Annotated in this window: 19 protein-coding genes, 2 tRNA genes and 2 pseudogenes; 15 read left to right on the forward strand and 8 right to left on the reverse strand. The window is 71.2% G+C overall.

All coding sequences use genetic code 11. The features are described 5' to 3' along the window. Positions 1–4: 4 nt before the first annotated feature. The gene (locus ACF068_RS17405; RefSeq protein ID WP_392275095.1) at positions 5–2626 is read left to right on the forward strand and encodes a bifunctional FO biosynthesis protein CofGH; all 2622 of its coding nucleotides are present in this window, start codon (positions 5–7) and stop codon (positions 2624–2626) included. Positions 2627–2719: 93 nt separating this feature from the next. Continuing rightward, a complete protein-coding gene (locus ACF068_RS17410) occupies positions 2720–3841 on the forward strand; it encodes an ADP-ribosylglycohydrolase family protein (RefSeq protein ID WP_392275096.1) in 1122 nt (373 codons plus the stop codon). A gap of 143 nt (positions 3842–3984) precedes the next feature. Here the strand turns inward: ACF068_RS17410 and ACF068_RS17415 are convergent, their stop codons facing one another. The 3 genes from ACF068_RS17415 to ACF068_RS17425 form a co-directional block, all read right to left on the reverse strand. After that, positions 3985–4185: a DUF397 domain-containing protein gene (locus tag ACF068_RS17415; protein WP_392275097.1), complete on the reverse strand. Its 201-nt coding sequence runs from the start codon at positions 4183–4185 to the stop codon at positions 3985–3987. Between the two features lie 272 nt (positions 4186–4457). Next, the gene (locus ACF068_RS17420; protein ID WP_392275098.1) at positions 4458–5324 is read right to left on the reverse strand and encodes a helix-turn-helix domain-containing protein; all 867 of its coding nucleotides are present in this window, start codon (positions 5322–5324) and stop codon (positions 4458–4460) included. A gap of 274 nt (positions 5325–5598) precedes the next feature. Next, positions 5599–6327 (reverse strand): GPP34 family phosphoprotein, encoded by a 729-nt coding sequence (locus ACF068_RS17425; RefSeq protein WP_392275099.1) that lies wholly within the window; start codon positions 6325–6327, stop codon positions 5599–5601. 179 nt (positions 6328–6506) lie between these two features. On the opposite strand from ACF068_RS17425, the gene ACF068_RS17430 reads away from it, so the two are divergent. The 5 genes from ACF068_RS17430 to ACF068_RS17450 all read left to right on the forward strand — a co-directional run bounded on the left by ACF068_RS17430 (position 6507) and on the right by ACF068_RS17450 (position 12767). Beyond that, positions 6507–8855 (forward strand): D-alanyl-D-alanine carboxypeptidase family protein, encoded by a 2349-nt coding sequence (locus ACF068_RS17430; RefSeq protein ID WP_392275100.1) that lies wholly within the window; start codon positions 6507–6509, stop codon positions 8853–8855. Positions 8856–9128: 273 nt separating this feature from the next. Then, positions 9129–11012 (forward strand): MFS transporter, encoded by a 1884-nt coding sequence (locus ACF068_RS17435; RefSeq protein WP_392275101.1) that lies wholly within the window; start codon positions 9129–9131, stop codon positions 11010–11012. 44 nt (positions 11013–11056) lie between these two features. Next, complete coding sequence (locus tag ACF068_RS17440) at positions 11057–11737, forward strand: adhesin (RefSeq protein WP_392275102.1); 681 nt, start codon at positions 11057–11059, stop codon at positions 11735–11737. Between the two features lie 33 nt (positions 11738–11770). Further along, complete coding sequence (locus ACF068_RS17445) at positions 11771–12079, forward strand: hypothetical protein (RefSeq protein WP_392275103.1); 309 nt, start codon at positions 11771–11773, stop codon at positions 12077–12079. A 331-nt stretch (positions 12080–12410) separates the two neighbouring features. After that, positions 12411–12767, forward strand: a complete 357-nt coding sequence (locus tag ACF068_RS17450; protein WP_392275104.1) for an STAS domain-containing protein — start codon at positions 12411–12413, stop codon at positions 12765–12767. A gap of 120 nt (positions 12768–12887) precedes the next feature. Here ACF068_RS17450 and ACF068_RS17455 read toward each other — a convergent pair. From ACF068_RS17455 to ACF068_RS17465, 3 genes are all read right to left on the reverse strand, one after another. After that, positions 12888–12973 (reverse strand) — tRNA-OTHER (locus tag ACF068_RS17455). A 33-nt stretch (positions 12974–13006) separates the two neighbouring features. Next, the gene (locus ACF068_RS17460) at positions 13007–13873 is read right to left on the reverse strand and encodes a choice-of-anchor K domain-containing protein (RefSeq protein ID WP_392275105.1); all 867 of its coding nucleotides are present in this window, start codon (positions 13871–13873) and stop codon (positions 13007–13009) included. A 20-nt stretch (positions 13874–13893) separates the two neighbouring features. Beyond that, positions 13894–14505, reverse strand: a complete 612-nt coding sequence (locus ACF068_RS17465; protein WP_392275106.1) for a hypothetical protein — start codon at positions 14503–14505, stop codon at positions 13894–13896. 756 nt (positions 14506–15261) lie between these two features. On the opposite strand from ACF068_RS17465, the gene ACF068_RS17470 reads away from it, so the two are divergent. The 7 genes from ACF068_RS17470 to ACF068_RS17500 all read left to right on the forward strand — a co-directional run bounded on the left by ACF068_RS17470 (position 15262) and on the right by ACF068_RS17500 (position 23697). After that, the gene (locus ACF068_RS17470; protein WP_392275107.1) at positions 15262–16881 is read left to right on the forward strand and encodes a serine/threonine protein kinase; all 1620 of its coding nucleotides are present in this window, start codon (positions 15262–15264) and stop codon (positions 16879–16881) included. Positions 16882–17049: 168 nt separating this feature from the next. Next, positions 17050–18135, forward strand: coding sequence for a hypothetical protein (locus tag ACF068_RS17475; RefSeq protein WP_392275108.1), 1086 nt, complete (start codon positions 17050–17052; stop codon positions 18133–18135). Beyond that, positions 18128–19780 (forward strand): polyprenyl synthetase family protein, encoded by a 1653-nt coding sequence (locus ACF068_RS17480; RefSeq protein ID WP_392275109.1) that lies wholly within the window; start codon positions 18128–18130, stop codon positions 19778–19780. Before ACF068_RS17475 ends, ACF068_RS17480 begins: the two co-directional genes overlap by 8 nt. Next, a complete protein-coding gene (locus ACF068_RS17485; protein WP_392275110.1) occupies positions 19777–20457 on the forward strand; it encodes a hypothetical protein in 681 nt (226 codons plus the stop codon). The genes ACF068_RS17480 and ACF068_RS17485 overlap by 4 nt, the downstream gene beginning before the upstream one ends. 101 nt (positions 20458–20558) lie before the next feature. Beyond that, positions 20559–21029, forward strand: a complete 471-nt coding sequence (locus ACF068_RS17490; RefSeq protein WP_392275111.1) for a hypothetical protein — start codon at positions 20559–20561, stop codon at positions 21027–21029. A gap of 750 nt (positions 21030–21779) precedes the next feature. Beyond that, the gene (locus ACF068_RS17495) at positions 21780–23063 is read left to right on the forward strand and encodes a DNA sulfur modification protein DndB (protein WP_392275112.1); all 1284 of its coding nucleotides are present in this window, start codon (positions 21780–21782) and stop codon (positions 23061–23063) included. A gap of 277 nt (positions 23064–23340) precedes the next feature. Next, positions 23341–23697 (forward strand): hypothetical protein, encoded by a 357-nt coding sequence (locus ACF068_RS17500; protein WP_392275311.1) that lies wholly within the window; start codon positions 23341–23343, stop codon positions 23695–23697. A 1299-nt stretch (positions 23698–24996) separates the two neighbouring features. Here the strand turns inward: ACF068_RS17500 and ACF068_RS17505 are convergent. Then, positions 24997–25098 (reverse strand): annotated as a pseudogene (locus tag ACF068_RS17505) (NUDIX hydrolase); the annotation flags it as partial. Here ACF068_RS17505 and ACF068_RS17510 point away from each other — a divergent pair. Next, a pseudogene (locus tag ACF068_RS17510) lies at positions 25095–25196 on the forward strand (oxidoreductase); the annotation flags it as partial. The pseudogenes ACF068_RS17505 and ACF068_RS17510 overlap by 4 nt on opposite strands. A gap of 72 nt (positions 25197–25268) precedes the next feature. On the opposite strand, the gene ACF068_RS17515 reads toward ACF068_RS17510, so the two are convergent. Then, a tRNA-Arg gene (locus ACF068_RS17515) sits at positions 25269–25341 on the reverse strand. Positions 25342–25432 lie beyond the last annotated feature (91 nt).

Genomic DNA, 25432 nt, shown 5'->3' on the forward strand with positions numbered 1-25432 from the left:
GGCCATGACGGATGACCAGGCCGGACGCCCCACCCTCCCCCGAGCTCTCGGCTCCGCTCGAGCAGGGGGAACCCCCACCGCCATGCGACGTGCCCTGAAGCGGGCCAGGGACGGTGTCGCGCTCGACGTCACCGAGGCCGCCGTCCTGCTCCGGGCGCGGGGCGCGGACCTGGAGGACCTGACCGCGTCCGCCGCGCGCGTGCGGGACGCCGGGCTGGCGGCGGCCGGGCGGCCCGGGGTCATCACGTACTCGAAGAGCGTGTTCCTCCCGCTCACCCGGCTGTGCCGCGACACGTGCCACTACTGCACCTTCGTGACCGTGCCCGGCAAGCTGCGGAGGGCCGGGCAGGGGATGTTCATGTCGCCGGACGAGGTCCTGGACATCGCCCGCCGGGGCGCCGAACTGGGCTGCAAGGAAGCCCTGATCACCCTCGGCGACAAGCCCGAGGACCGCTGGCCCGAGGCCCGGGAGTGGCTGGACGCGCACGGCTACGACGACACCCTGGCGTACGTACGGGCCATGGCGATCCGCATCCTGGAGGAGACCGGGCTGCTGCCCCACCTCAACCCCGGCGTGCTGTCGTGGACCGACTTCCAGCGGCTCAAGCCGGTGGCCCCGTCCATGGGGATGATGCTGGAGACCACCGCCACCCGCCTGTGGTCCGAGCCGGGCGGCCCCCACCACGGCTCGCCCGACAAGGAACCGGCCGTACGGCTGCGGGTCCTGGAGGACGCCGGGCGGTCCTCCGTGCCCTTCACCAGCGGACTGCTCATCGGCATCGGCGAGACGTACGAGGAGCGGGCGGAGTCGCTGTTCGCGCTGCGCCGCGTCTCCCGCGCCCACCACGGCATCCAGGAACTGATCATCCAGAACTTCCGCGCCAAGCCGGACACGGCGATGCGCGGCATGCCGGACGCCGAACTGGACGACCTGGTCGCCACCATCGCCGTCGCCCGGCACATCATGGGCCCCGCCGCCTGCCTCCAGGCCCCGCCGAACCTGGTCGACGGGGAGTACGGGCGCCTCATCGGCGCCGGCATCGACGACTGGGGCGGGGTGTCACCCGTCACCATCGACCACGTCAACCCGGAGCGGCCCTGGCCGGCGATCGACACCCTCGCCGAGCGGTCCGCCGCGGCCGGCTTCGAGCTCCGGGAACGGCTCTGCGTCTACCCCGAGTTCGTGACCCGCGGCGAACCGTGGCTCGACCCCCGCCTGCTGCCGCACGTCCGCGCCCTCGCCGACCCCGAGACGGGGCTGGCCGACCCCGGCGCGGAGGTGCGCGGCCTGCCCTGGCAGGAACCCGACGAGGCCTTCACCGCCGCCGGGCGCACCGACCTGCACCGCACCATCGACACCACCGGCCGCACCTCCGACCGGCGCGACGACTTCGACGAGGTGTACGGCGACTGGGAGGCGCTGCGGGAGGCCGCCGCACCCGGCATGGTGCCGCAGCGCATCGACACCGACGTACGCGAGGCCCTCGGTGTCGCCGCCGACGACCCCACCCGGCTCACCGACGACCAGGCCCTGGCCCTGCTCCACGCGGACGGACCGGCCCTGGACGCGCTGTGCCGGACCGCCGACGCCATCCGGCGCGACACGGTCGGTGACGACGTCACGTACATCGTCACCCGCAACATCAACTTCACCAACGTCTGTTACACCGGCTGCCGCTTCTGCGCCTTCGCCCAGCGCCGCACCGACGCCGACGCCTACACCCTGTCGCTGGACCAGGTCGCCGACCGCGCCCAGCAGGCGTGGGACGTGGGCGCGGTCGAGGTGTGCATGCAGGGCGGCATCCACCCGGACCTGCCGGGCACCGCGTACTTCGACATCGCCCGCGCGGTGAAGGCCCGCGTCCCCGGCATCCACGTCCACGCCTTCTCGCCGATGGAGGTCGTCAACGGCGCCACGCGCACCGGGCTGTCGATCCGCGAGTGGCTGACGGCCGCCAAGGAGGCCGGTCTGGACTCCCTCCCCGGCACCGCCGCCGAGATCCTCGACGACGAGGTGCGCTGGGTCCTCACCAAGGGCAAGCTGCCGGCGGCCACCTGGATCGAGGTGGTGCGCACCGCGCACGAGCTGGGCATCCGCTCCTCCTCCACGATGATGTACGGCCACGTCGACCAGCCCCGCCACTGGCTCGGCCACCTCCGCACCCTCGCCCGCATCCAGCAGGAGACGGGCGGCTTCACCGAGTTCGTCACCCTCCCCTTCATCCACACCAACGCCCCCGTCTACCTCGCCGGCATCGCCCGCCCCGGGCCCACCACCCGCGACAACCGGGCCGTCACCGCCATGGCCCGGATCCTGCTCCACCCGCACATCCCCCACATCCAGACGAGCTGGGTCAAGCTCGGCGCCGACGGTGCCGCCGAGATGCTCCGCTCCGGCGCCGACGACCTCGGCGGCACCCTGATGGAGGAGACGATCTCCCGCATGGCCGGCTCCGGCTACGGCTCCTACAAGTCCGTCCGGGACCTCACCGCCATCGCCCGCGCCGCCGGCCGCCCCGCCCGCCCCCGCACCACCCTCTACGGCGAGGTCCCCGAGGAACGCCGGCGCGCGGCCGCGGCCTCCGACGGACACCTCCCGGAACTGCTGCCGGTCCTGACCGACTGAGCCCGTCACCCTCCGGGCCCGGGGCGCGCGCACGCCGTCCATTACAGTGCTGCGCGCCGGAGTGGCGTACAGGGGCGACGGAGGGGACGCGAGGTGAGCGCAGCAGCCGCGGCGGTCTGGGGCCGGGCCGAGCAGCAGGACTTCCGCGCGCGGGTGCGCGGCTGCCTCCTGGGCGCCGCCATCGGGGACGCCCTGGGGGCCGGCGTGTCCGGGCTGTCGGTCGAGGCGATCCGGGCGGCGCACGGCGCCGACGGGCTCGCCGACCTGGCCCCGGCGTACGGGCGGCGCGGGGCGGTCACGTCCGCCACCCAGCTCTCGCTGTTCACCGTGGACGGTCTGATACGGGCCCAGGTGCGCCGGGACACCGGCGCCTGGCACCCGCCCACCGATGTGCACCGCGCCCATCTGCGGTGGGCCGCCACCCAGCGCGACTGGGGCCCCGACGAGCGCCGCCAGGACAACGGCTGGCTGGCCTGCGAGGAGTGGCTGTACACCCGCCGCGACCCGGCCCGCGCCACGCTCACCGGCCTGGCCGACGGGGTGCTCGGCACCCTGGACAAGCCGAAGAACCCGGCCGCCCGGGACGCCGGCGCCCTGGTGCGGTCCGCGCCGTTCGGGCTGCTGGTCGGCTGGGAGCCGCAGTTGGTGTACCAGCTCGCCGTCGAATGCGCCGTACAGACCCACGGCCATCCGGCCGCGTACCTCTCGGCGGGTGCCTTCGCCGTCGTCGTGCACGGCCTGGCCCGTGGGGAGAGCGTGGACGGCTCGGTGCAGCGGGCGCTGGCCCTGCTGGCGGCCCGCCCCGGGCACGAGCCGGTCGGCGAGGCCCTCCAGCACGCCCTCGGCGCGGTGCGCCAGGGCATCCCCGGCCCGGCCAGGATCGCCTCGCTCGGCGACACCGACGGCGAACATGCCGAGGACGCCCTGGCCATCGCCGTCTACTGCGCGCTCGTCGGCGAGGACGTACGGCACGGGCTGCGCCTGGCGGTGAACCACGACGGCCCGTCGGAGACCACCGGCGCCCTCACCGGCGCGCTCCTCGGGGCCCTGCACGGCGAGACGGCCCTCCCGCCGGCCTGGCTGGCCGAACTGGAGGGGCGCCCCACGCTCCTCCAGCTTGCCGACGACTTCGCGATGGAGATGACCCAGGGCCCGGCCCTGCACGGCCCGGCCGCCTCCGCACCCGGCTGGCTGGCCCGCTACCCGAGGGGCTGACGCCCGGGGGAGCGGGTCCTGTGTACGTCACCGACCTCGGCGCGGAGCGGTACGTCGACCGATCGCGCCGGCGCATGACCGAGCCCCCTCGGCCGGGACGGCGGACCAGTCGAGAGGGCTCATCGGTGAACAGCGCGGCAGGCTCAGAGAGCTCCCGTGCTCACTTCACGCACGAACGCGTTCCACGACTCGGGGACGAACTCGATCGACGGACCGGTGGGGACCTTGGAGTCCCGCACCGCGATCGACGCGACGACGGGGGACTTGACCTCGACGCACGCGCCGTTCCCGCCGGAATACGAGGACTTGGTCCAGGTGTCCGTGGCGCCCTGAATGATTGCCATCTTCTCCGCTCCGGTTCTCGACAGTGACAGCAGTGACTCGCACCGGCCTGACCTGCAGGCTGGCGTGATCGACGCTACTCGTCGCGATCTGTGCGCGGGACGGCCGTTCACTCGACCGGATGGCATATTCCAAGGGGGCTTCCACTGGAAGCCGGTCGCGGTGTACCGTACCGGCTTCTTCCCCGGCGGCCCGGGCAAAAGCCCTCATCACCGGATGAACCGGCGAACCGGAACCTTTCGCCATAAGGGATGTCAGGCCGGGTTCACCGGTTTCACCGGGCGCGATCCGTGTAGTCCTTGATGACCTCGCCGATGAACTGCCGCGTCTGCTCCACGTTCAGCGCCTGGGCACGCAGGTGCTCGTACATCACGCTGTACCGCTGCACGTCGTTCGCCTTCTCCAGGTACAGGTCACTGGTGACCCCCTCGATGTAGACGACCGACGAGTCGGACGCGTCGGGGAACTCCAGGATCGCGTAATGACCGCTGATGCCCGGGTGCGCGCCCATGTCGAACGGCAGCACCTGCACCGTCACGTGCGGTAGCTGCGACTGCTCGACCAGGTGCTCCAACTGCTCGATCATCAACAGCTTGTCGCCCACCACCCGGCGCAGCGCCGACTCGTCGATCACCGCCCACAGGCGCAGCGGCGTCTCCGCGCCCCGGATGCGCTCCTGGCGGCGCGCCCGGACGTTGACCCGCTTCTCGATGTCGGCCGGCGACGACTCCGGCAGCGCCCCGCTGATCAGCGCCTCCGCGTACTGCCGGGTCTGCAGCAGCCCCGGCACCACCTGGGGCTCGTACACCCGCAGCGAGGCCGCGTCCGTCTCCAGGCCGATGTACACGCTGTACGGGATGTCGCCGAACGCGTGCCACCAGCCCTGCTGGCGGGAGTCCTTGGCCATCTGCATCAGCGAATCGACGATACGGTGGTCCTCGACCTCGTACACCCCGCACAGATCACGGACATCGCGCTGGCTGATGGAGCGACGGCCGTTCTCGAGGCGGCTGATCTTCGACTGCGAGACGAGCAGGCGCTCCGCCACCTCCTCCGCCGTCATGCCCTTGAGCTCACGCAGCCGGCGCAGCTCCTGGCCCAATCTGCGTCGCCTGACGGTGGGGTTGACGTTGGACGCCACGGGAAACTGCACCTCCGGCTGCTTGGCTGGGTAGCTGGCGTAGCTCTGCGTATCTACTGCTCAGCAGACTGCCACCAATAGGCTTTGCGCGCTGGAAAATGGCCACAAGCGCCCCTGGACTACGCACGTACGGGAACGCGCGAGCGCGCGGGGCGGCGGTGATCACCGTCCCGCGCGCTCGCGCGGCTCTCGAACCGGGCCGTGGACCGGGCCGTGGGGGTGTGCGCCCGGTGCCGTGTTCCGGCGGTGAGCGGTGCGCCCCCGCCGGTGTGGTTCAGTGCGCCACTGCGCGGGCCATGGGCCCGCCGCGCGGCTGCATCGGTACGGCCGTGGCCGGGCGGCCACCGCCTCCCGAGGCGGAGCCGCGGCGTGGCTGCGCGCCTACGCCGTTCTGGACGTCCATCACGGCGTGCGCCACGAGACCGCCCATGGGGTCGTGCCTGATCAGGTCCCGGAGCCGGGAGCGCGAGGAGCGCCCCTCGTTGCCGGGGTAGAGGTGCTTGCCGAGTCCGACCGCGTGGGCCAGTGCGGCGAGCGCCGCGGTCCGCGGGTCCGGCGGTACACCGGTGCGGATCGCACTGTCCAGCCGGGCCCTGATCTCCCGGCTGATCGCCGTCTCCGTCGCCTGGTAGCGCGTCGTCGGCAGCACCCCGCACATCTGGCCCTCGACGGCATGCACCATGCCGCACCGTTCCAGATGCGAGAGATACGTCTGGCGCAGCCCCAGCCGGGGCCCGCCGATCCAGTGGACGGCCCGCACCGGGCTGCCGCGCCTGCGCAGCAGCTCGAGCGCGGAGTCCAGTGTCGGATCTCCGGTCGGCCGTGGCATCACCACGGCGATACGATCCCCGTCAGGGGCTATCCGTCCTGCCAGAGCCAGCTCCACTAGCTGTGCTCCGGCGAGGCCGAGGTCGAGCGACTGCGGCTGCGCTGTGGTACCCGTGGCCGGGTCCAGAGCGAGCAGCAGAAGCTCCTCCGGAAGTGTTCTGCGGCTCCTGCCCATCCATGCCTCCCCGCGTGGATGAATGACAGGGTGACCCCTCTCACATTGGTCTGTCGAGAGCGCCTGGGTGCTTCGTACGGGAACCGGCAGGTATGTCGTTCTCGTCTTGCACGGGAGCCAAGCGCTCACACAGGACACTGGTACATGGTTCGGGCAACGCGTTGATTGAAGGAGGCACGGTGGCGGGCGAGTCCCCCGACAAGTCGGAGCAGCAGAAGTCGCCGGGGGAGACGGCTTCGAACGACCGCGATCCGAGGCTGGCCGTGCGCGGCGGCACCGGGCCGGCGGAGGGGGACGCGGGGCGCTCGGTCGACCAGCCGACAGCCGTGTTCCGGGCGGTCCCGACGGACGCCACCGCCGCCGCTGACGCCGATGCCGATGCCGACGCGGATGTGGACGGGGGCGCTGAGACGGAGGCGGACGGGGACGCCGACGACGCCGGCAAGCGTGCCGACGAGGACGTTGCCACCGGGGACGCCGGGGACGCCGGCAAGGGTGCCGACGAGGACGTTGCCACGGGGGACGCCGGAGACGCCGGGGAGGCCGGAGACGCCGGCAAGGGTGCCGACGGGGACGCGCGCCTGCGGGACGCCGTGGCCGCCTGGGTGACCAAGGAGAACCGGCCGTCCACCACGCGGGCCGACGAACCGGGCGGAAACGCCCCTTCCCCGGAGCCTGAGGCAGAGGCGGAGACGGAGGCGGCGGCGGACGCCCCCGCCCCCGAGGCCGCCGAGCCGGAGCCCGGGGCCGACGAGCCCGCCGCCGAGGCGGACGCCCCCACCACCGAGGCCGACCAGCCGGAGCCCGAGCCCGAGCCCGAGGCCGACGAGCCCGCGCCCAAGGGCGACCAGCCGCCCGTCGACCAGCCCACCGCCATCTTCCGGGCCGTCCCGCGCAAGCCCGTGGACCAGCCGACGACCGCGCTCAAGGCCGTCACGCCCGACGCGAAGCAGGGGACGTCCGGTCCCGCGGCGGAGTCCCCGGCCGAGCGGACCAGCAAGTTCGTACCGCTGCGCGGGGACGACGTACGTCCCGCCGCGAGGAAGCCCGAGCCGAAGGCCCCCTCCCAGGCCGCACCGGCAGCCCCCGCCGCACCGGCGACCCCCGCCGCGCCCGCGAAGGGCGCCGCCCCCGCCGGCAGCGCCGAGCCGCCCAGGACGGGCGCTCCCGCCAAGGCCGCCGCCCCCGCCGCCCAGGCGCCCGCGTCCCTGACCGAGGCCGAGCGGACCAAGCAGCAGCCGCTGCCGCCCCGCCCGCCGCTCGACATGCTCGCGGAGCTCACCAACACCCCGCCGCCGCCGGAGACCCCGGTGCGGACGGCCGTCCGGCGGGTCAAGATCTGGACGCCGCTGGTCCTCCTCCTGCTGATCGTCTTTGCGATCGTGCAGTTCGTACGACCACTGCCCGCGCCCACCCTGAAGATGACCGCCACGTCGTCGTTCACCTTCGAGGGAGGCAAGCCGTCCCTGCCGTGGCCGGGCGAGGGACAGGGGTACATGTCGGCGACCGGCCTCGGCACCGTCGACTCCTTCGGCGAGCAGAAGCCCGTGCCCATCGGCTCCGTCGCGAAGGCCATGACGGCCTACGTGATCCTCAAGGAGCACCCCCTGAAGAAGGGGTCCAAGGGCGAGATGATCGAGATCGACGCCCTGGCGGAGAAGGAGGGCGGCTACGACGCGCAGAACGAGTCGACCCTCAACACCGTGAAGGCCGGGGAGAAGATCTCGGAGTACGACGCGCTCGCCGCGATCATGATCCCCTCCGCCAACAACATCGCCCGGCTGCTGGCGCGCTGGGACGCCGGTTCCGAAGCGGCGTTCGTCAAGAAGATGAACGACACCGCCAAGGAACTGGGGATGAAGAACACGACGTACACCGATCCCTCGGGCCTCAACCACACCACCGTCAGCTCCGCCGAGGACCAGGTGAAGCTCGGCGAGAAGCTGGTCGAGATCCCGTCGCTGGTGGAGATCACCGCCATGCCGTGGTGGACGGACCCGTCGGGCAAGAAGTGGCGTAACTACAACGACCTCGTCCCCTACGACGGCGCGCTCGGCATCAAGACCGGCAGCACCACCAAGGCGGGCGGCAACCTGCTCTTCGCCGCGCACAAGAAGGTCGGTGACACGGACCAGCTCATCGTCGGCGCGGTCCTGGCCCAGTACAAGACGCCCATCCTGGGCAGCGCGATCGCCGCCAGCAAGGAGGCGATGCTCGCCACGCAGGACCTGCTGGCCGACCGGGCGGTCGTCAAGAAGGGCGATGTCGTCGGGTACGTGGACGACGGCCTCGGCGGCAGTACGCCGGTGATCGCCACCAAGGACGTGAAGGTCGTCGGCTGGTCGGGCCTCACCGTCAAGCTGGAGCTGGGCAACGACGGCCGCCCGCTGCCCCACTCGGCGCCCGCCGGAACCCAGGTCGGTGTGCTGACCGTGGGCGAGGGAGCCAGCCAGGTCCGGGTGCCGGTGGCCCTCAAGAGCGCCCTGTCCGAACCCGGGCTCGGCGACAAGCTGACCCGTATCGGCTGAAATCGCCCTGGGCGCCCCGGATTTCCGGGGCGCCCCCGTGTTAGCGTCCGGGCACGGCCGGGCAACGGAAGGCGCCGGGACGACGTCTTCGCAGACAGCACGTGGCAAGGACGTGGGGGACGACGCAGAGAGCAGAGAGCCGCAGTGACCACCACTGAGCCGACCAGCGCTGAGCCGGCCCGCGCGGAGGACGCCCCGAATTCGCGGGCGCGAATAAGGCCACCGGCTGGGGCGCGTGAGGTACCGGGGGCCTCCGAGGCGCCCGGGACCGTCATGCTTCCCGAAGCCCTCGACGGCCCCTCGGACCCTGGGGCGCCCGGAGGCCAGACACGCTCCGAGGCCCCCGCCGCGCCCGCCGCGCTCCCGGTGCCCGCGCCCGGCCCCGGCGAGGTCGCCGCCCCGGCGCCCGCCTCGGCACCCACCCCCGCGCCCGCTCCCGCCCCCCGTCCCCGTACCCGACCCGGCGTCCTCCGCCACCCCGTCACCGTCGCGACGGCACTCGCCGCGCTCACCCACATCGTCTGGTTCCTCTTCTTCGCGAACAGCGGCGGCGACCTCGCCGCGCAGGACGCGTGGTCCGAGTTCGTCGGACGGCACCCCGACTCCGCGTACAACCTCGCCTGGTACGGCGGGATGCACCCGGTGTCGTACAGCGTGGTGTCCCCGTACCTGATGTCGCTGCTGGGCGTGCGGACGACGATGATGATCGCCGGTACGGCGTCCGCCGCGCTGACCGCGCTGATCCTGGTCCGCGTGCCGGCCGTGCGCAATCCGCTGGCGTGCGCGCTCGCCGGGGTGTTCGCGTTCCTGTGCAACGCGCTGTCCGGCCGCGTGACGTTCGGCCTCGGCATGATGTTCGCGCTGGGCGCGGTGGCCGCCGTGTTCTGCTGGCCCTACCGGTGGCGCACCAAGCGGTGGGCCAAGGCCGCCGTCGCGGCGCCGCTCGCCGGACTGGCCACCGCCGCGAGTCCGGTCGCCGGGCTGTTCCTGGGGGTCGCGGCGGCGGCCCTGTTCCTCAACAAGCGGCGCCCCGGGGCGTACGCGCTGGGTCTCGCGCCGGTCGTCGTCGTGGCCCTGTCGTCCTGGCTGTTCCCCTTCTCCGGTACGCAGCCGATGTCGTTCGGGTCGACGATGCTGCCGTTCGCCTTCGGGGTGCTCGTCCTCGTCCTCGTACCGTCCGACTGGCGCACCGTCCGCACCGCCGCCGCCGTGTACGCACTCGGCACCCTCCTCACCTGGCTGATCGACTCGCAGATCGGGTCGAACGTCTCGCGGCTGCCGATGCTGTTCGCGGGGGTCGTGCTGCTGGCCGCGCTGCCGTACACCGCCCACGGGACGCGCAGGTGGTACGCGCTGGTCCTGGCCTTCGCCGTCCTGAACGTGTGGATCGGGTTCAAGAGCGCCGACGACGTCGTGCGCACCGCGCCGGACGCGTCGTGGGCGCGGGAGGCGGCGCCGCTGATCCACCAGTTGCAGCAGCTCGGGGCGGAGAGGGCGCGGGTGGAGGTGGTGCCGGCGCGCAGCCACCGGGAGGCGTCGGCGCTGACGCCGTACATCAACCTGGCCCGGGGCTGGAACCGCCAGGCGGACATGGAGCGCAACCCCGTCTTCTACGACGACACGCTCAACTCCGCCACCTACCGGGACTGGCTGCACCGCTGGGCCGTGCACTACGTGGTGCTGCCCAAGGGCGAGCCGGACACCGGCGCCGAGCAGGAGGCGGAGCTCGTCAAGGACGGGCAGCCCTACCTCAGGCCGGTGTGGTCCGACGCCAACTGGCGGCTGTTCGCCGTGGAGGACCCGACCCCGCTGGCCGACCCGCCGGCGACGGTGGAGCGGGCGGGCGCCGGTGAGGTGACCATCCGGGTGCGGACGGCGGGGCGGGTGCTGATCCGGGTCCCGTACTCGCCGTGGCTCGCGCTCCTCGACGAGGAGGGCAAGAAGGTCGAGCCGCCGGAGGAGACCGAGGCGTCCCAGCAGCGCGAGGACGGCCCGAAGACCTTCCTCAACCTGCGCGGCTGTCTGCTGAAGGCGGAGGAGGACCGGGAGGGCGACGAGTGGACGGAGCTGGTCGCCCCGGCGCCGGGGGTCTACCGGCTGGCCGCCCCGTACAAGATCTTCCCGCGTGGCACGCCCTGTCCGGAGGAACTGCGCTGATGGCCCTCACGGTTACCGCGAGTCGCGCTGCATAGTGGTCGCGCATGGTGAGCGTACGAACTGTGCTGGCAGCGGGAACCGTCGTGGCCGCGGGCTGTCTGATCGCCTCGGTCGGTCTGCTGGGCGGTGACGCCCGCCCGGACCCCGGCCGGGACGGCGGCCGGCCGCCGGAGCGGAGCCTGCCGTCCCGGATAGCCCCGACGCGCCCGCCGACGTACACGGTGTGGGCGGGTCCGGGGTGTGCGACCGAGGCCGCCTACCGCGAGCAGGGCCGGCTGGAGAACGGCGACGCCGCCTGGTACACGGTGCCCACCGGTGGTTTCCGGGGTGGCGGGTGCGACGGCCGGTTCACCGCCCTGCCGATGTCGGGCAGCTCCGACCGGGACGGTACGGGCTCGGCGACGTGGACGTGGCCGGTCGGCACGGCGTACAAGCGGTGCGCGCTGGCGGTGTACGTTCCGAAGGGCGCACGTGACATCGATGTCGCCGGTGACCCCACCGTGTACCGCGTCCTCGCCGACCCGGCGGACCCCACATCCACGTACGCCGTCTTCGGCGTCCTCCAGACCATCCACCGCGGCACCCTGGTCCAGGTCGGCGCCTACCCCGTCAAGTCCCCGACCTTCACGGTCCGCCTCACCGACCGGGGCCGCGACTGGGGCTCCCGCACCCTCCTGGGCGCCCACCACGCCGCCTCCCAGCTCCGCCTCACCTGCCGCGGCTGACGGGCCCCCGGAGCCACGTGGTGGGATCACCGTATGAGCAGCCCCCACCCCTCGCCGCCCACCGGCGCGCCACGGCCCCGGAACGTCGCGATGATCTGCGGCGGCACCTCCGTCGCGATCTGGTTCTGCTGCCCGTTCTGGATGCTGGTGTGGCTCCTCGCCCTCCCCCTCGGCGCCACCGGCCTGGTGCGTTCCCTCCTGGACCTCCGCACCGCCTCGCGCTTCGGCCACCCCCGCACCCCGCCGCTGCTCGCCCTGGCCCTCTCCGCCACGGGCACCGCAGCGGCCGTCGCCTACCTGCTCTTCCTCCTCACCCACCCGGACCTGCCGATCCAGGACTGAACCGACGCGGCTGGTGACTGCGCCGGTGTGGCGGAGCGGTGCTCGGCCCACGGCCTGGTTGAGGCCGGCGAGGGCCGGCCGGTAGGAGGTGATCAACCCTCACACCGTGACGGACGGGGGTGCCGGAGCGGTCCGCGTGCGTTCCGGCGGAACCGGGTCCGGCCGGCCGCCGCCCGGAGGGGGGAGTCCTCCAGATTCACGCGGCCATCGCTCCTTGCCGCCGGGAGGCGCGGCGCTCACCGCCGTGTTCCCGGAACGTACATCCGGGCACTGAACCGGGCGCGGTCGTTACCCCTGGACCCAGCCATCCGAGCATCCGAACCGAGGCGTCATGACTCTTCCGCGACTGAACGTCTACCGGCACGACCGGCGCGGGCGGGCACTGGTCACCCTGGCCGGTGTGATCGACCCCGCCACCGCACCCCGGGTGCGTACCGCCCTGGAACGGTGCCTGCACGACGGCATCACCCTCATCGACGTCGATCTGACCACCGTCGACCGCTGTGACAGCAGCGGCCTGCGCGTCTTCCTCGACGTGTCACGGCACGCCGCCCGGAACCACACGTCCCTGCGGCTGCACCACCCGTCCCCGCAGACCGAACGGCTTCTCACCGACACAGGATCCGATCGTCTGCTCCACCCGCCAAGGCCGGGAGGGGCGCGGCCTCAGCGGACCTGGCGCGGGTAGGAGCGCCATGAGCCGCATGGACCGGCTGCTCAGGAGGCGTGGTCGTCAGTGACCATGCCCGTTGATGCGGAAGTGGATGCCGAAGACCCCGGACCGTGATCGGTCCGGGGGTCCTTTCGCTGGTGCCCTCCGGCGGGATGCGAACCCGCGACACCCGCTTCAGGAGTTCTTCCTGGGCGGGGCCGCGAGCTGCGGAGACAGTGGCCCTCACCGGTACCCGACGGGCCGGCGAGGCTTGTTCACGGCGCGCCGGTCTTGTTGAAGCCCTTGTCGAGGTAGGGCTGCTGGTCCACGACGAAGCCGTCGTCCGCGACCAGGCGGGCGATGCCGCCCTGGTCCCGCCAGACCTCCCCGGAGGAGCCGAAGGAGAAACCACCGAACTGCTGATGGGTCTCGTTGGTGTAGACCCGGTAGCGCTGACCGGGCTGGATGACCGTCCCCGGGGGAAAGGGGAAGGAACGCCCGGTGGGTTTGCTCTCCACGGTCCAGCCGGTCAGGTCCTGGGGCGCGGCGCCCCGGTTGAAGACCTCGACGTATTCGTCGGGCTGGCCCGCGCCGGTGCCCAGGTAGCGCAGACCGGAGATGATCACGTCGGGCTCCTCGAGCGTGAACATGCAGACGACCTCGGCGAAGTTGATGCCGCCTTCCGGGCTGCGGAACTGCCGGACGATCTGACCGTTGCGCTTGAACCCGCTCAGGACCGCCCGGTACTGCTTGCCGTCGATCGTGACGGGCTGGGGGTGGACGAAGGTCTGTAGGTCGACCAGGTCGTCGTCCGCGGGACTGGTGCCCGTGTTGTTGGGTGTTTCGTTGTGATGGAAGGTGAAGCCGAGGTTGGTCGTGCTGCCGTCCTCGAACATGACGCTGATGGAGAGCTGGACGTCGAACTGGCTCGGGTTGACGACGGTGGGGACGTTGCGGTGCACGAAGGTGCCGATGACGAACTCGGTGCCGTCGAGCTCGACGTCCGCGGCCGCGCCACGGAACTGGTACCCGCTCTGCGAGTTGTTGCTGCCCCACCTGATGTCCGGGGTGCCCAGACCGTTGACCGGCGAGACGGCCGGATTCGTGGACGAAAAGACGCCGGAAGTGACGACGGTGGTCATGGTGTCCGATCCCTGCCCTCTCAGTCCTCGTCCTCGATGACCTCGGCCTTGAGCTTGGCCGGCGGCGCGGTGCCGATCCGGGCGGTGCCGTCGGTGCGGCGGCCGGGACTGGCGCCCTCGACGGCTTCGAGGCCGCAGGTGTAGGCGAGGCAGTCCTTGTCCTCGTCGTTCGTGTTCAGGTGCACGTGGTAGGTGAAGGTCAGCGTGCGCCCGTCGTCGCTGACCGTGGCCCGGATGGGGGGCAGGCTGCCGCCTGTCGTCCGGTCGATGCGCTTGTACTGGGCGCCCACCACGCCGTTCCAGCGGAATCCGGTGGGGGCGGTGAAGACGTGTTCGCGTTCACCGGCGTCGACGGTCTCGTTCCAGTTCGGTGTGCGGACGCAGATGTTGACGGAGGTGCCGAGGCCGCCGGGGGCGTCCTCGACGCCGCCTTCCTGCCACACCACGAGGTCCAGCTTCTGCGCCCGGCCCTGCTCGTAACCCCAGTCGTAGCCGTTCGCGTACTGGTCCTTCTCGCCGCGTGTGCCGTCGCGCGGCGGGTCGGCGTGCGGGCGTCCGGCGAGAGCGTCGGCGCGTCCCTGGTCCTCCCCCCGCTTGTAGGCTTCCCTCTTGGACTGCACGTCGGTGGTCATCTCCGCGTCCTCCTGTGGCTGTGGTCGAAGCGTGCGACGGAAAAGACGTCCTGGAGCGGGCCGCCCCGGCTCCCGGGCGGCCGGTGGCTCCCCGCATCGCGTACCGTGCCGTGCACCGAACGCGGGACGCCCTGGGGAGCGGTGTCCGGAAGACGGAGAGCGGGACGCCGCCGACGGCGTCGGGTGGGGCGTCGCTGCGTCGCACAGGCATGACGGCATGCACTGGACCGTCATCCAGATCCATCGTTGGCCCAAGGCCACGGGCGATATGCCGCCGTACCCCCGTTCACGAGTGCCGGATCGTTTCTGTGTCGCTGGTTCGAGTGAAGCCGAGGCGCACGGGCCTCAGGGCGCGGAGTGCGGCAGGCCCGTGTCCGGCTGGGGGTGCCGGATCCCCTGCTGTTCGTTCCCGGCGGGTCCCGTCGCCGTGCGTCCCGCTCGGCTCCTCCCCCGTGCGGGTGGAGCGCTCGGTGCGCTGCTCCTGCGGGACCGGCCCAGCCGGTATGCAGGGGAAATGCCAACGACCGCTCGGAAGGAGACGGACATGCGGGAGACCTGGCCGTGGAAGTGGGGGGCGCGGGGCGCCACCGAGGTCCGGCCGTGCCCGTACCGGGCGGTGACGGCGTGACGGCGAAGGCCGCGGCGCGGCAGCGGAAGACTGTCTCCTCCTCGGCCGCGGGCGGACCGTTGAGCACCGTGGCGGGCAACGGCACCGCCGGATTCTCCGGGGACGGCGGGCCCGCAACGGAAGGGCGGTTGGCGTTCCCCGCAGACGTGGCGGTGGGGGGCGGGGCGGTCCTCGTCGCCGACCACGCCAACCACCGGGTCCGCCGCATCGACGGCTCGGGCACCCTGACGACGGTCGCCGGGGACGGGCTGCGGGGCTTCGCGGGGGACGGCGGGGACGCGGTGCGGGCCCGTCTGGGTTTTCCGTCCGCACTCGCTGTCGCCCCGGACGGAGGGGTGCTCGTCGCCGACGAGATGAACCACCGGGTCCGCCGGATCGGGCCCTCGGGAGTCATCGACACCATCGCGGGAGACGGCTCCCGCGGCGGCGGCGCCGGTGACGGCGACGAGGGCGACGGCGACGGCGGCCCCGCCGTCCGTGCCCGGCTGGACGCCCCGTGCGCCCTGGCCGTGGACGGCACCGGATCGCTGTACATCGGGGAAGCGGGCAGCCCCAGGGTGCGCAGGATCAGAGGCGACGGCGTCATCAGCACGGTCGTCGCGGCATCCGGACGGTCCGGCGGCTCCGGTGCGGCCGACGCCGGTGAGACGTTCCTGCCCGCGGGCCTGGCAGTCGACCCGGCCGGGCAGCTGTACATCGCCGATCCGGCGGGCCGACGGGTGCTGTTGCTGGGCACGGACGGGACGCTCCGGGTACTGGCGGGCCCGCCGGGCGGGGACGGCGACGCCACGGCCGTCGACTGGAGCGCCCCGTGCGCGGTGGCGGTCGACGGCCGAGGGGCGGTCTACGTCGCCGACCTGAACGGACACCGGGTCTGGCGGCTGGCCGACGGAGTGGCCAGCGTCGCCGTGGGGCCGGAGCCGACGGCCGGTGAGACGGCAGGACCCGGTGCCGGCGCCGGTACCGCCGCTGGTACCGCGCTGGCCTATCCGTGCGGCCTCGCCGTGGATCCGGCCGGGCGGCTGCTCGTGGTGGACAACTTCCACCACCGGATCGTGGCTCTGCCCCTCGCCACGGTTCCCTCGCCGACCATCGAGCAGGGACCGGCCGAGAAGCCGAAACCGAAGCCGAAGCCGCGACCGGAGCCGACACCCGAACCAAAGCCGGAGCCGGAGCCAACACCCGAACCAAAGCCGGAACCGGAACCGACACCGGACCCGGAGCCGACACCGGAACCGAAGCCGGAACCGGAGCCGACACCGGAGCCGGACCGCGGAGCCGAGAGCGCGCAGGTCGGCGACGGCGCTGCCGAGGCCACGGCCGCCGCGCGACTGCTGGTCCGCCAGGAGGTCGGCGTGGAGACCCCGCGCGGCGGAAGCGAACTGCTGCACGTACGGGTCTCCTCCACCGATCCCTGGATTCCGGGACGGGTGCAACACCACTTCACGGCCCCGACGGGATTCGTCTTCGACGGCCGGGTGACCTGCACGTACTACCGCGAGGACCGCACGGTGCTCCCTGGTGGGGAACCGGCGGTGACCGTGCGGGACGACGGCCGGTCGCTGACCGTCACGGACGAGCCCCGCCTGAACGCTCCCGGCCACCCGGCGGCGGCCCTGGTCTACATGCTCGGCGTCCGGTCCCTGGCGGACGCCGAGCCGGGCCGGTACACCGACGGACGGGCGGTGATCTCGGGCCGGCCGGAAGTGCGCCTGAAGGCAAGCGTTCTCGGAGACGACGAGGAGTAGCGGGAACACGCGCAGGGCCGAGAGCCGTCCGTGGCGGACCATCCGCCATGGGCGGCTCTTGGCGTTCACACGGTCGGCATATGAGTGAAGGTTTCTGCGCTCCCGGGTCACCCATTCGAGGGGTTACAGATGGCAACAAATCGGAATCAGTGAGTTAGCGTTCGAGCCGTGTTCACGCCCACCCTCCCGAGGCTCGGGCTTCCGGGCCCCTTCCCGCGTGCCCCGCTCACCCATGCGCTCGACCGCAGATGGCTGCACTACGCGTTCCTGTCCCGGTGCGGTCGACAGGCTCTGATCGCCAACCTCTCCGTTCTGGGGTCTTCCAGCGGCACGGTCCTCGCGGACCCGGGCGCCCCGGCCGGCGGCCGCCGCAGCGGCACCGGTACGGCGGCCGAGGGACAGCACATGGCGATTCTCCTCGTCTACCAGGAGGGGTACGGCTGGAGCGCGACGCAGTTCAACGCCGAGCAGCCCGAACTGCCCTGGTCGGCCTTCCGGTTACCACATCCGCACGGTGAGCCCGGCGTCTTCCGGGTGGCGGCCCGGTCCGCGGCGCCGGCGATCGACGTACGGCTGACCCGTACCAGCAGACCGTGCACCTCGCAGTGCGCGCCGTTCGGTGAGGACGAGCACCTGCGGTGGCAGTCGGAGCCCGGCGTCCTGGGCACCGGCACCCTGCGGCACGGCGACGGCACGACCACGGAGACGGACCTGCTCGGCTACCACGAACGAGTACGCGGCCGCTGGTCCTGGCCCACACTCGGCGGCTGGGTGTTCGGGTTCGTCAACGACCCTTCCGGACCGGCCGATGCCGCCCCGCCCTCGGCGGTGGTCTTCACCCTGCTCCAGCCCGCGCGTCCGGCGGACGCGGCCAACGGGTCGGTGATGCTGTGGCACGAGGGACGCATGATCCGCCACTTCCCGCGGCGCAATCTGCAAGTCGCGGTCAGCGGCACCCTGGACCGCGACCGGGTGGCGATGGTGCCACCGCTGGCGGACGTACTGGGCACCCCGCCGATGGCCGCGGTGCCCGGCCGGCTGCTGATCACCGCCCGGCTCGGTGACGACCGCCTCGTCCTCGACTTCCGCTCGCACACGGCGGGCCGCATCGCCAACCCGTCGGAGACGAGCCTGCACCCGTTCAGCGTGCACGAGACCCTCGGCCCGTGCACCGTGGAAGGCCGCATCGGCGGGCGGCGCATCGGGTTCCGCACCAAGGGCATCGTGGAGTTCGCCGGTGGCGCCCGTGACTGAGACCCTGCCCGCGTTCACGGGCGCCCGGCTGCTGGACGAGACCGTCGCCGCCCTGTCCGACCGGGCGCCGGCCGTCCTCGCCGCCGCCGCCGACCAACTGCGCGGCATCCGGCTCGGCCTGCACTTCAACGACGGCAGCCACGCCACCCTCACCGCACGGCACAGCCGGATCGTCGTCACCCAGGACCGCTGCCCCGACCCCGACGTCGAGGTCGCCTTCGACAACCGGGCCATGAACCTGCTGTTCGACCTGCAACGCCCTCCCGTCGAACAGGTCCTCCCCGACAGCCTCGACGTCCGCGGCTCCCGTGACGACACCCTCGCCGTGTGGCGCGCCTTCACCCTGCTGTCCCAGCGCGCGGCCGGCCTGCGCAGCATGCAAGAACTCTGGGGCGCCTACCGCGAACAGGCCCCCTACCTGTGGGGCGGCGCGGCGTCCGCCGCCCCGCAGTCGGCCGCCGACCCGGTCGACTGGACGGCGCTGGACTTCCTCGCCCGACGCTCCCCCGATGACGTACCCGCACCGCTCGCGCTGATCGGCGACACCACCGTCCGGGCGCCGCGACTGCTGTGGGACGGCCGCACCAGCACCAGTTGGTCGCTGGAGGACACCGTCCGCGACGCGGACCTGATGGACACCATGCAGCGGTGCCGGGCCCGCACCAACGAGGAGATCGAACGGCTGCTGCCGGACCGGGAACCGCGCGCCGAGCTGTACGACCTCATGCGCTCCTACCCCACCCGGCAGGGCAAGGGCCTGCGGCCCACCCTGACCATCGCCACCTGCGCCGCCTTCGGCGGGCGCCCCGACGACGCCGTGCGCGCCGCCGCCGCGCTGGAGCTGTTCCACAACGGCTTCCTCGTCCACGACGACATCGCCGACGAGTCCACCCACCGGCGCGGCCTGCCGACCATGCACGAGGAGCACGGCCCCGGTCTGGCGGTCAACGCTGGCGACGGCCTCAACCTGCTTGCCGTCGACGCCGTCCTGTCCAACCTCGAAACGCTCGGCCTGGTCCGCACCCTCGGTCTCATCCACGAGGCGATGCACATGTGCCGGGAGTCCATCGAGGGCCAGGCCATGGAGCTGGGCTGGATCCGACACGAGGTCGTCCCCGAGAGCGACGACGCCTACCTCACCATGAGCACGAAGAAGACCGGCTGGTACACCTGCATCAGTCCGTGCCGCATCGGAGCCGTCTGCGCCGGTGTCACCGACCCGGCCGTGCTGGGCCGGTTCGACGAGGCGTTCCGCCTGATCGGCATTGCCTTCCAGATCCAGGACGACATCCTGAACCTGGTCGGCGAGGAGGCCCTCTACGGCAAGGAACCCCTCGGCGACCTCCTCGAAGGCAAACGCACGGTGATGCTGATCCACCTCTTCCGCACCGCGCGCACCCACGAGCGCCCCCGCCTCCTCGAGGTCCTGCGGCAGCGCCGCACCGACAAGACCCAGCAGCACGCCGAGGAACTCCTCGCCGCCATGCGACGGCACGGTTCCATCGAGTACGCCACCGACCTCGCCGACCGGCTCGCCGCCGAAGGCATCGCCCGCTTCGAAGAGGACCTGCAGATCATCCCCGAGAACGAAGGCAAAGCCGTCCTGCGGCAGATCGCCCACTACGTCACCTCAAGGCCGCTGTGACCACCACGACCCCGCCCCCGCCGGCCGATCCGGCCGCCACCGGCCCGCTGACCCCGACCGACCACCGGGCCCTGGCCTTCCTCGACCAGGTCAACCACTGCCTGCGCCAGTGCCTGTGCACCCTGGCCCGGCACGGCGTGGCGCTGCGCCGCCACGCCCCCGAACGCGCCCGACTGCTCCTCGACACGATCCGGCCCTGGCCCTTCTACAAAGGCGGCCAGTTCCTCTTCGACCTGATGGAGTGGGAAGACCTCATGGTCGACGGCGATCCCCCGCCCCTGATGCCCACCGAGCGGATCGTCTCCACCTGCTCCCTGCCCGTCCAGTGGATCGCCGCCGCCACCGCGGAGACCCCCGACGCGATGAGACTCGTCCCCGGCCAGCGCACCGCCGCCGCTCTCGGCCTCCCCTTGCGCCTGCTGGTCACCACCGCCCGCACCGCCGTCCTGGGGGCCGCACAGGACCTCACCGACCTGCTCGGCACACCCACCACTCGGGACGACACCGGACTCGCCACCGCTCCGGAATCCGCGGCGGAGGGCACCGATGCCGAGCTGCCCCCCTTGGAGGCGGGGTTCTACCTCTACGAGGACATCGCCCTCGGCGCCCTCATCGTCCTCGGCCCGCTCCTGGCCGGCCACGCCCCGACGACACCGCTCCAGTCGCCCGGCCCGTGACGTCCGTCACCGTCCCGGCGACCCGTGAGCGGGCCCGGTCCCCGAGCCCGCGACCAGCGGGACCACCCTCGCGGACACCACCATCCACAGAAGGGAAAACCATGGCCACGCAGATCCAGGCCCCCGTCGAACCGGGATCCGAGAGCAAGCTGTACGTCCTCCAGCAAGGCATCGTCGAGGACGCACCGGGCGGGGTACCGGCCCACCTCAGCTTCGGCATCCTCAGCACCGTCCCGAACCCGGTGAACCCCGGCGACGTCACCTTCGCCCTGAAGGCGCCCACGGGGTTCGCGTTCACCGGCTGGCTCTCCTGGTCCTACCACGATGCCAACACGCTCCAGGCGAAGGGCAACCTGAGCACCATCCAGGGCACCCTCGGCGACGGAGGCCGCACACTGACCTTCACCCATAACCCGTCCCTGTCCACCAACCAGGAGGCCCTCGGCTACGCGGCCCAGGTCACCGCCGTCGACGGCGCGACACCGGGCCGCTACACCGACGGCCAACTCAAGGTGGGAGCCGCCAACCCGGTCAAGCTCAAGGGCCGCGTCCTCGACCCCGACGAGGACTGACGTCCTCCTGACGGATCGCCCCGTCGGCTGCTCCGGCACCGCCGACGGGGCGTGTGGTGCGCGCACCCTCCGACGACGTCCTCGTCCGACTGCTCGACGGTGATCTCCTCGCCCCCGCGCCTCCATCAATCCGCTCGTCGAGCGGGAAGAGCCGGCCACCGACCGGACGGGTAACGGTCTTCCGGCCGAGACGGCGCCCGGCCTCCCGGGCGGCTCGCCGGACGTCCTTGAGTTCGCCCATCTCCGCGAGATCGTCGCTGCTGAGGACCCTTTGCCCGTAGTAGCCGCTCATCCTGCGGGTTCGGACTCGCGCGCATCAGCGTCTCAAGGCGGTCGACCAGCCCCGCGCGCCGCCGCCGGGCCAGCTCGTCCATGCCAGAAGCGCGTGAGCTGACTTTGCAACTCACTCCTGCAGTTGGACTGTCACCGACTGTCACCACCGGGTCGACCCCGGACGGCCCTGAGGCGGCCCCACGATGCCGTAGCGCTTAGCCCTCGTGACGCCGCACCTGTCTGGCGGAGGAGCACTACACGACAGACCCCCGTGTGCGGATGCGAGCGGGAGGCCATCGAACAGGCCACGCTCATCACCACCTGATCAACTACCGACACCACACCAAAGCAATTTGACATCCAATGCACTAAACGTGCCACTTAGCGGATTATCTGGGTGGAGATTCGGCAAGCGCCCTACGGTTGCGTCTTACTGAGGCCGGACAACAAGTCGCTTGGCCAGAAAGGATGTTGTAGGTGAGTATCACCGTTGACCCCTCTCGCCTGTCGCTGACGCGTGAGGAGTCCACCTATCTGGCGATTCGGACCACACAGGGGGGACGGACGGTCTACACGACGCGCATCCCTCTGTCCGAGCTCCCGGTTATCCTCACGATCCCGGACCCGGCCAAGCCCGACCCGGACAACCGCCGCGTCGACCCCAACCACGCGAAGGGCTTTGGCAACTACCTCGCCGAAAACCCTGGTTGGGTGGCCCCGGCCCTCCTCATCCGCGACACTGGCGGCTGCCGTTTCGAGCCGATCAGCGCGGACGGGAGTGTGGGATACCTCACCGTCCCGTGGGCCATCGGCGGCATCGGGCGCCTGATCACGATCGATGGCCAGCATCGTGTGCTCGGGGTCCACCTGGAGAAGAAGCGCATCACCGACGACATCGCGCGCATCGACCGTGAGTCGGTCCGTGCCAACGAGGCCAAGAAGCAGAAGCTTGATGAGGAGCGCGAGGCTCTGATCCTCCGGCTCCAGCGCCTCAAGGCGGAGTTCATCGGCGTCGACATCTACGTGGAGGTCGACGGCGTCCGCGGGCAGCAGATGTTCGTCGACGTCGCCGACAACGCCAAGGGCATCTCCGGCGCCGTTCGGGCTCGCTTCGACACTTCGCGCATCGCCAATCGCACGCTCACCGACATCGTCGCCCACCCCCTCTTCGCGGGAAAAATCGACATTGAGCGCGACCGCATGACCCTGGCGAACCGCAACCTGATGGGCGCCAAGCACGTCGCCGACATCACCCGCTCCGTCATCGCCGGTCCCGGTGGGCGCGTGAACAAGAAGGTCGAGTCCCTCACCGACAACGAGGTGATCGAAAGCGTCCGAAGCTTCCTAGACGTCATCTCCACGGCCTTCACCGACCTGGCGGCGATCACTGAGGAGGACATCGACAACTACCACCCCTCCCTCTCTGAGAAGCGCAAGAACGAGCCGCCGGCTCCTCCCACCAAGGCTATGCAGCTCCGCACGTCCTCACTGCTCGGCTCCGTGGGCATGCTTCGCGTCCTCGGTGGCGTCTACCGCAATCTCAAGGAGGACGGGGTTGACGACGGCGACGTCCAGGAGTTCTTCAAGCGGCTCGACCGCCACATGGGCGCCCCGGTCACTGACCAGAGCATCTGGCTCACCACCGGGGCAAAGGAGGACTTCGAGCCCAACGCCTCCTCGCCGATCATGCGCCAGCAGAACATCGTCCACCTGACCAAGGTGATCACCGACTGGTACAGGAAGGCGCCCGCCGCCATCTGATCCACCGGAAAACAGCGAGAACGGCCCCTGACCTGGACGTCCGGTCGGGGGCCGCTCTCATGCCTGCGTGCCGTGACTGCCTGGTGTTCCCCGTGCTCTCCCGCTCGATCGGGCACGGCGGGGGCACGGCCACCTTCTGCCCCGTAGCTCTAGCCGGACCGGTCAACAACGGCCGTACCGGCCGCTGGGCGGGCCCGGAAGGACGACACCGTGCAGGGGCGGTTGCCGGGGTTGCGGTACCCGGCTGCTGTACCTCAGGATCCAAGCGGGGGTGACCATGGAACGGCATGTGCTGGAATCACTGTTGACCGTTGATGACGAGGTGTCCGTGATAGCTCTGGCCACCCTCCGCAGCGGCGCCACCTACTGGGTGGCGGACCGGGCACAACCCGCAGGCCAGCATGCCGGAGTCTTCAAGCGCCGACTTCACCGCATGCGGGTGCACGGACTCGAACCTCTTGGGCTGGAACGAGCAGTGCAGCTCATCCTCGAACATGGCCAGCCCGTGCGCACAGGGCTTATCGATGCTCCGGATCGGACATGGACCACCCTGCTCTTCATTAGCGAGGATGGCAGCGCACTGGTGGCCTGCGCCGGCTGGCCGCTGCCGCTGGTCAGGAAGCCACCGCTTTAGGAGTTCGATCAAAGGGCGCTGTACCACACGCACGCTGGGGCGTCCGGCCGCCGTGTTGGGTCGCCCGCGGATGCGGCTGTGCGCCTTCGCTGATGTCAGCCGTGGCTGTCAGGATCGGAAGAGCTGGGGGTGCGGACAGGGCTCCAGCGGGTCGTCCGGACGGTCCGCCCACTTCCACCAGATGTGCCGAGCGGGGCAGCGCCACAGCATGCGGCAGGCTCGCGCGCCATCATCTTCCCGGCCGGAGAGGACCAGGCCGCCGGCCCTCATCGTCTGGGCGCACTCAGGACACGCGGGCGGAGCTGCGGACATGGGGCGCAACCTACCTTAGCCCGAGGCGACGACGCCATGGGCTTGGGAATCACTGCGCCTTCCGGCCTTAGCACTGCCCTGACCATTGGCAAGGAGTGCCAGGTCGAACCGTTGAGCTCGATCTGGCACCCGCTATTGACCGTGGTTTGCCGCACCCGCGGGCACGGATCGGGCACGATCACCCTCTGACCCGTGACCCTAGCGAGGCCGGTCTTGAACGGTCATAGCGGCTACTTCTAGGCCTTGGAGGGACGGTATCGGCTGCGGGTGGTTGCTCGTATTGCGGTACGACGCTGCTGAGTTCCAGGGCGATACCCAGGGAGGCTACTCGGCCGCGGACCCCAATCCGCTGACGGGGACATCAGGGCGAGCACGTCGATCACACCAGTACAGATCTCTGCGGTGGGCGCGTGCGTGACGGCGAGGAGCAGGACAACGACTATGAGCCAGAGTCGAAGATCCGCATTTAGTGGCGGAGACAGGTGTGGGAGACTCAAAGGGATACCTCTTTCGTGGGTGTCTATGCCCGCCCGTACTGCGGTTGCTGTGGAGGCGCAGCAGTGCGGCGGGCTTTTGCGTGCTGACATGAAAAACCGTAGCAACAATGCATGTTGACGGCCGCAGCACGAATTTCAGACCTAGCGGATTTCGGCTACCTCGATGCCGAGTTACCTGCACCGCACCCCGGCGGTCGCGCGGACTACCTTTCCTGAACTGCGACGATGTCCCTGAATGGGGCGACCCTGTGGCTTTTCCCCTGGCGATCTGTACTGCACTTAATCTTGCCCAAGCTTGCTTTAGCTTGCCGTACTTCGCAATTAATCGAAGTTACTCCCCCCAGTGCTGCACCAGATTGGCCGGATCCGGTCCGCGAGGTCGGTGGAGTGGGTTTGGCCGGCGGCCTGCCCGGTCTGGGGCCGAGCATGATCAGGGGGCCGCGCGCGCCGCGCTGTGCGCGGCGGGTGCCTTGAAGAAGTAGGGAAAGTTCTACCGCGCTGGGAGCAGGTGGCGTCCGTCATGGCTCTGGACGGGCGGGCCTTCCCCGTCCAGGGCGTCCAGCAGCCGAACCGCGCGGACCTCGGGCATCCGTCACCATGGACGTGCATACGCACGTCGTCCAGGACACGCAGCGTGAGGCGATCAGTCACATGGACCGGCTGCTCAAGAGGCGGCCCGGCCGTGAGTGACCGCCGCCGTTGATGTCAGACCTGGATGTCAAAAGGCCACACCTAAACGTTTAGGTGTGGCCTTTGCCCTTGTGCCCCCGGCAGGATTCGAACCTGCGACACCCGCTTTAGGAGAGCGGTGCTCTATCCCCTGAGCTACGGAGGCGTGGTGCCGTGGCGGCACCGGCGTCAGTGTAGCGGGTGGGGGTGGGGAGGGTGGGACAGGCGGGTGCAGGGGGTGGGGAAGATCGTTTGGG

Source organism: Streptomyces sp. NPDC016309, assembly GCF_043077235.1.
GTDB lineage: Bacteria > Actinomycetota > Actinomycetes > Streptomycetales > Streptomycetaceae > Streptomyces.

Coding starts and splice junctions, on each gene's coding strand:
- ACF068_RS17445 (WP_392275103.1), top strand. CDS start 11,771: ATGAGCAGCCCCCACCCCTCGCCGCCCACCGGCGCGCCACGGCCCCGG.
- ACF068_RS17460 (WP_392275105.1), bottom strand. CDS start 13,873: ATGACCACCGTCGTCACTTCCGGCGTCTTTTCGTCCACGAATCCGGCC.
- ACF068_RS17465 (WP_392275106.1), bottom strand. CDS start 14,505: ATGACCACCGACGTGCAGTCCAAGAGGGAAGCCTACAAGCGGGGGGAG.
- ACF068_RS17450 (WP_392275104.1), top strand. CDS start 12,411: ATGACTCTTCCGCGACTGAACGTCTACCGGCACGACCGGCGCGGGCGG.
- ACF068_RS17425 (WP_392275099.1), bottom strand. CDS start 6,327: ATGGGCAGGAGCCGCAGAACACTTCCGGAGGAGCTTCTGCTGCTCGCT.
- ACF068_RS17415 (WP_392275097.1), bottom strand. CDS start 4,185: ATGGCAATCATTCAGGGCGCCACGGACACCTGGACCAAGTCCTCGTAT.
- ACF068_RS17435 (WP_392275101.1), top strand. CDS start 9,129: ATGCTTCCCGAAGCCCTCGACGGCCCCTCGGACCCTGGGGCGCCCGGA.
- ACF068_RS17405 (WP_392275095.1), top strand. CDS start 5: ATGACGGATGACCAGGCCGGACGCCCCACCCTCCCCCGAGCTCTCGGC.
- ACF068_RS17500 (WP_392275311.1), top strand. CDS start 23,341: ATGGAACGGCATGTGCTGGAATCACTGTTGACCGTTGATGACGAGGTG.
- ACF068_RS17440 (WP_392275102.1), top strand. CDS start 11,057: ATGGTGAGCGTACGAACTGTGCTGGCAGCGGGAACCGTCGTGGCCGCG.
- ACF068_RS17490 (WP_392275111.1), top strand. CDS start 20,559: ATGGCCACGCAGATCCAGGCCCCCGTCGAACCGGGATCCGAGAGCAAG.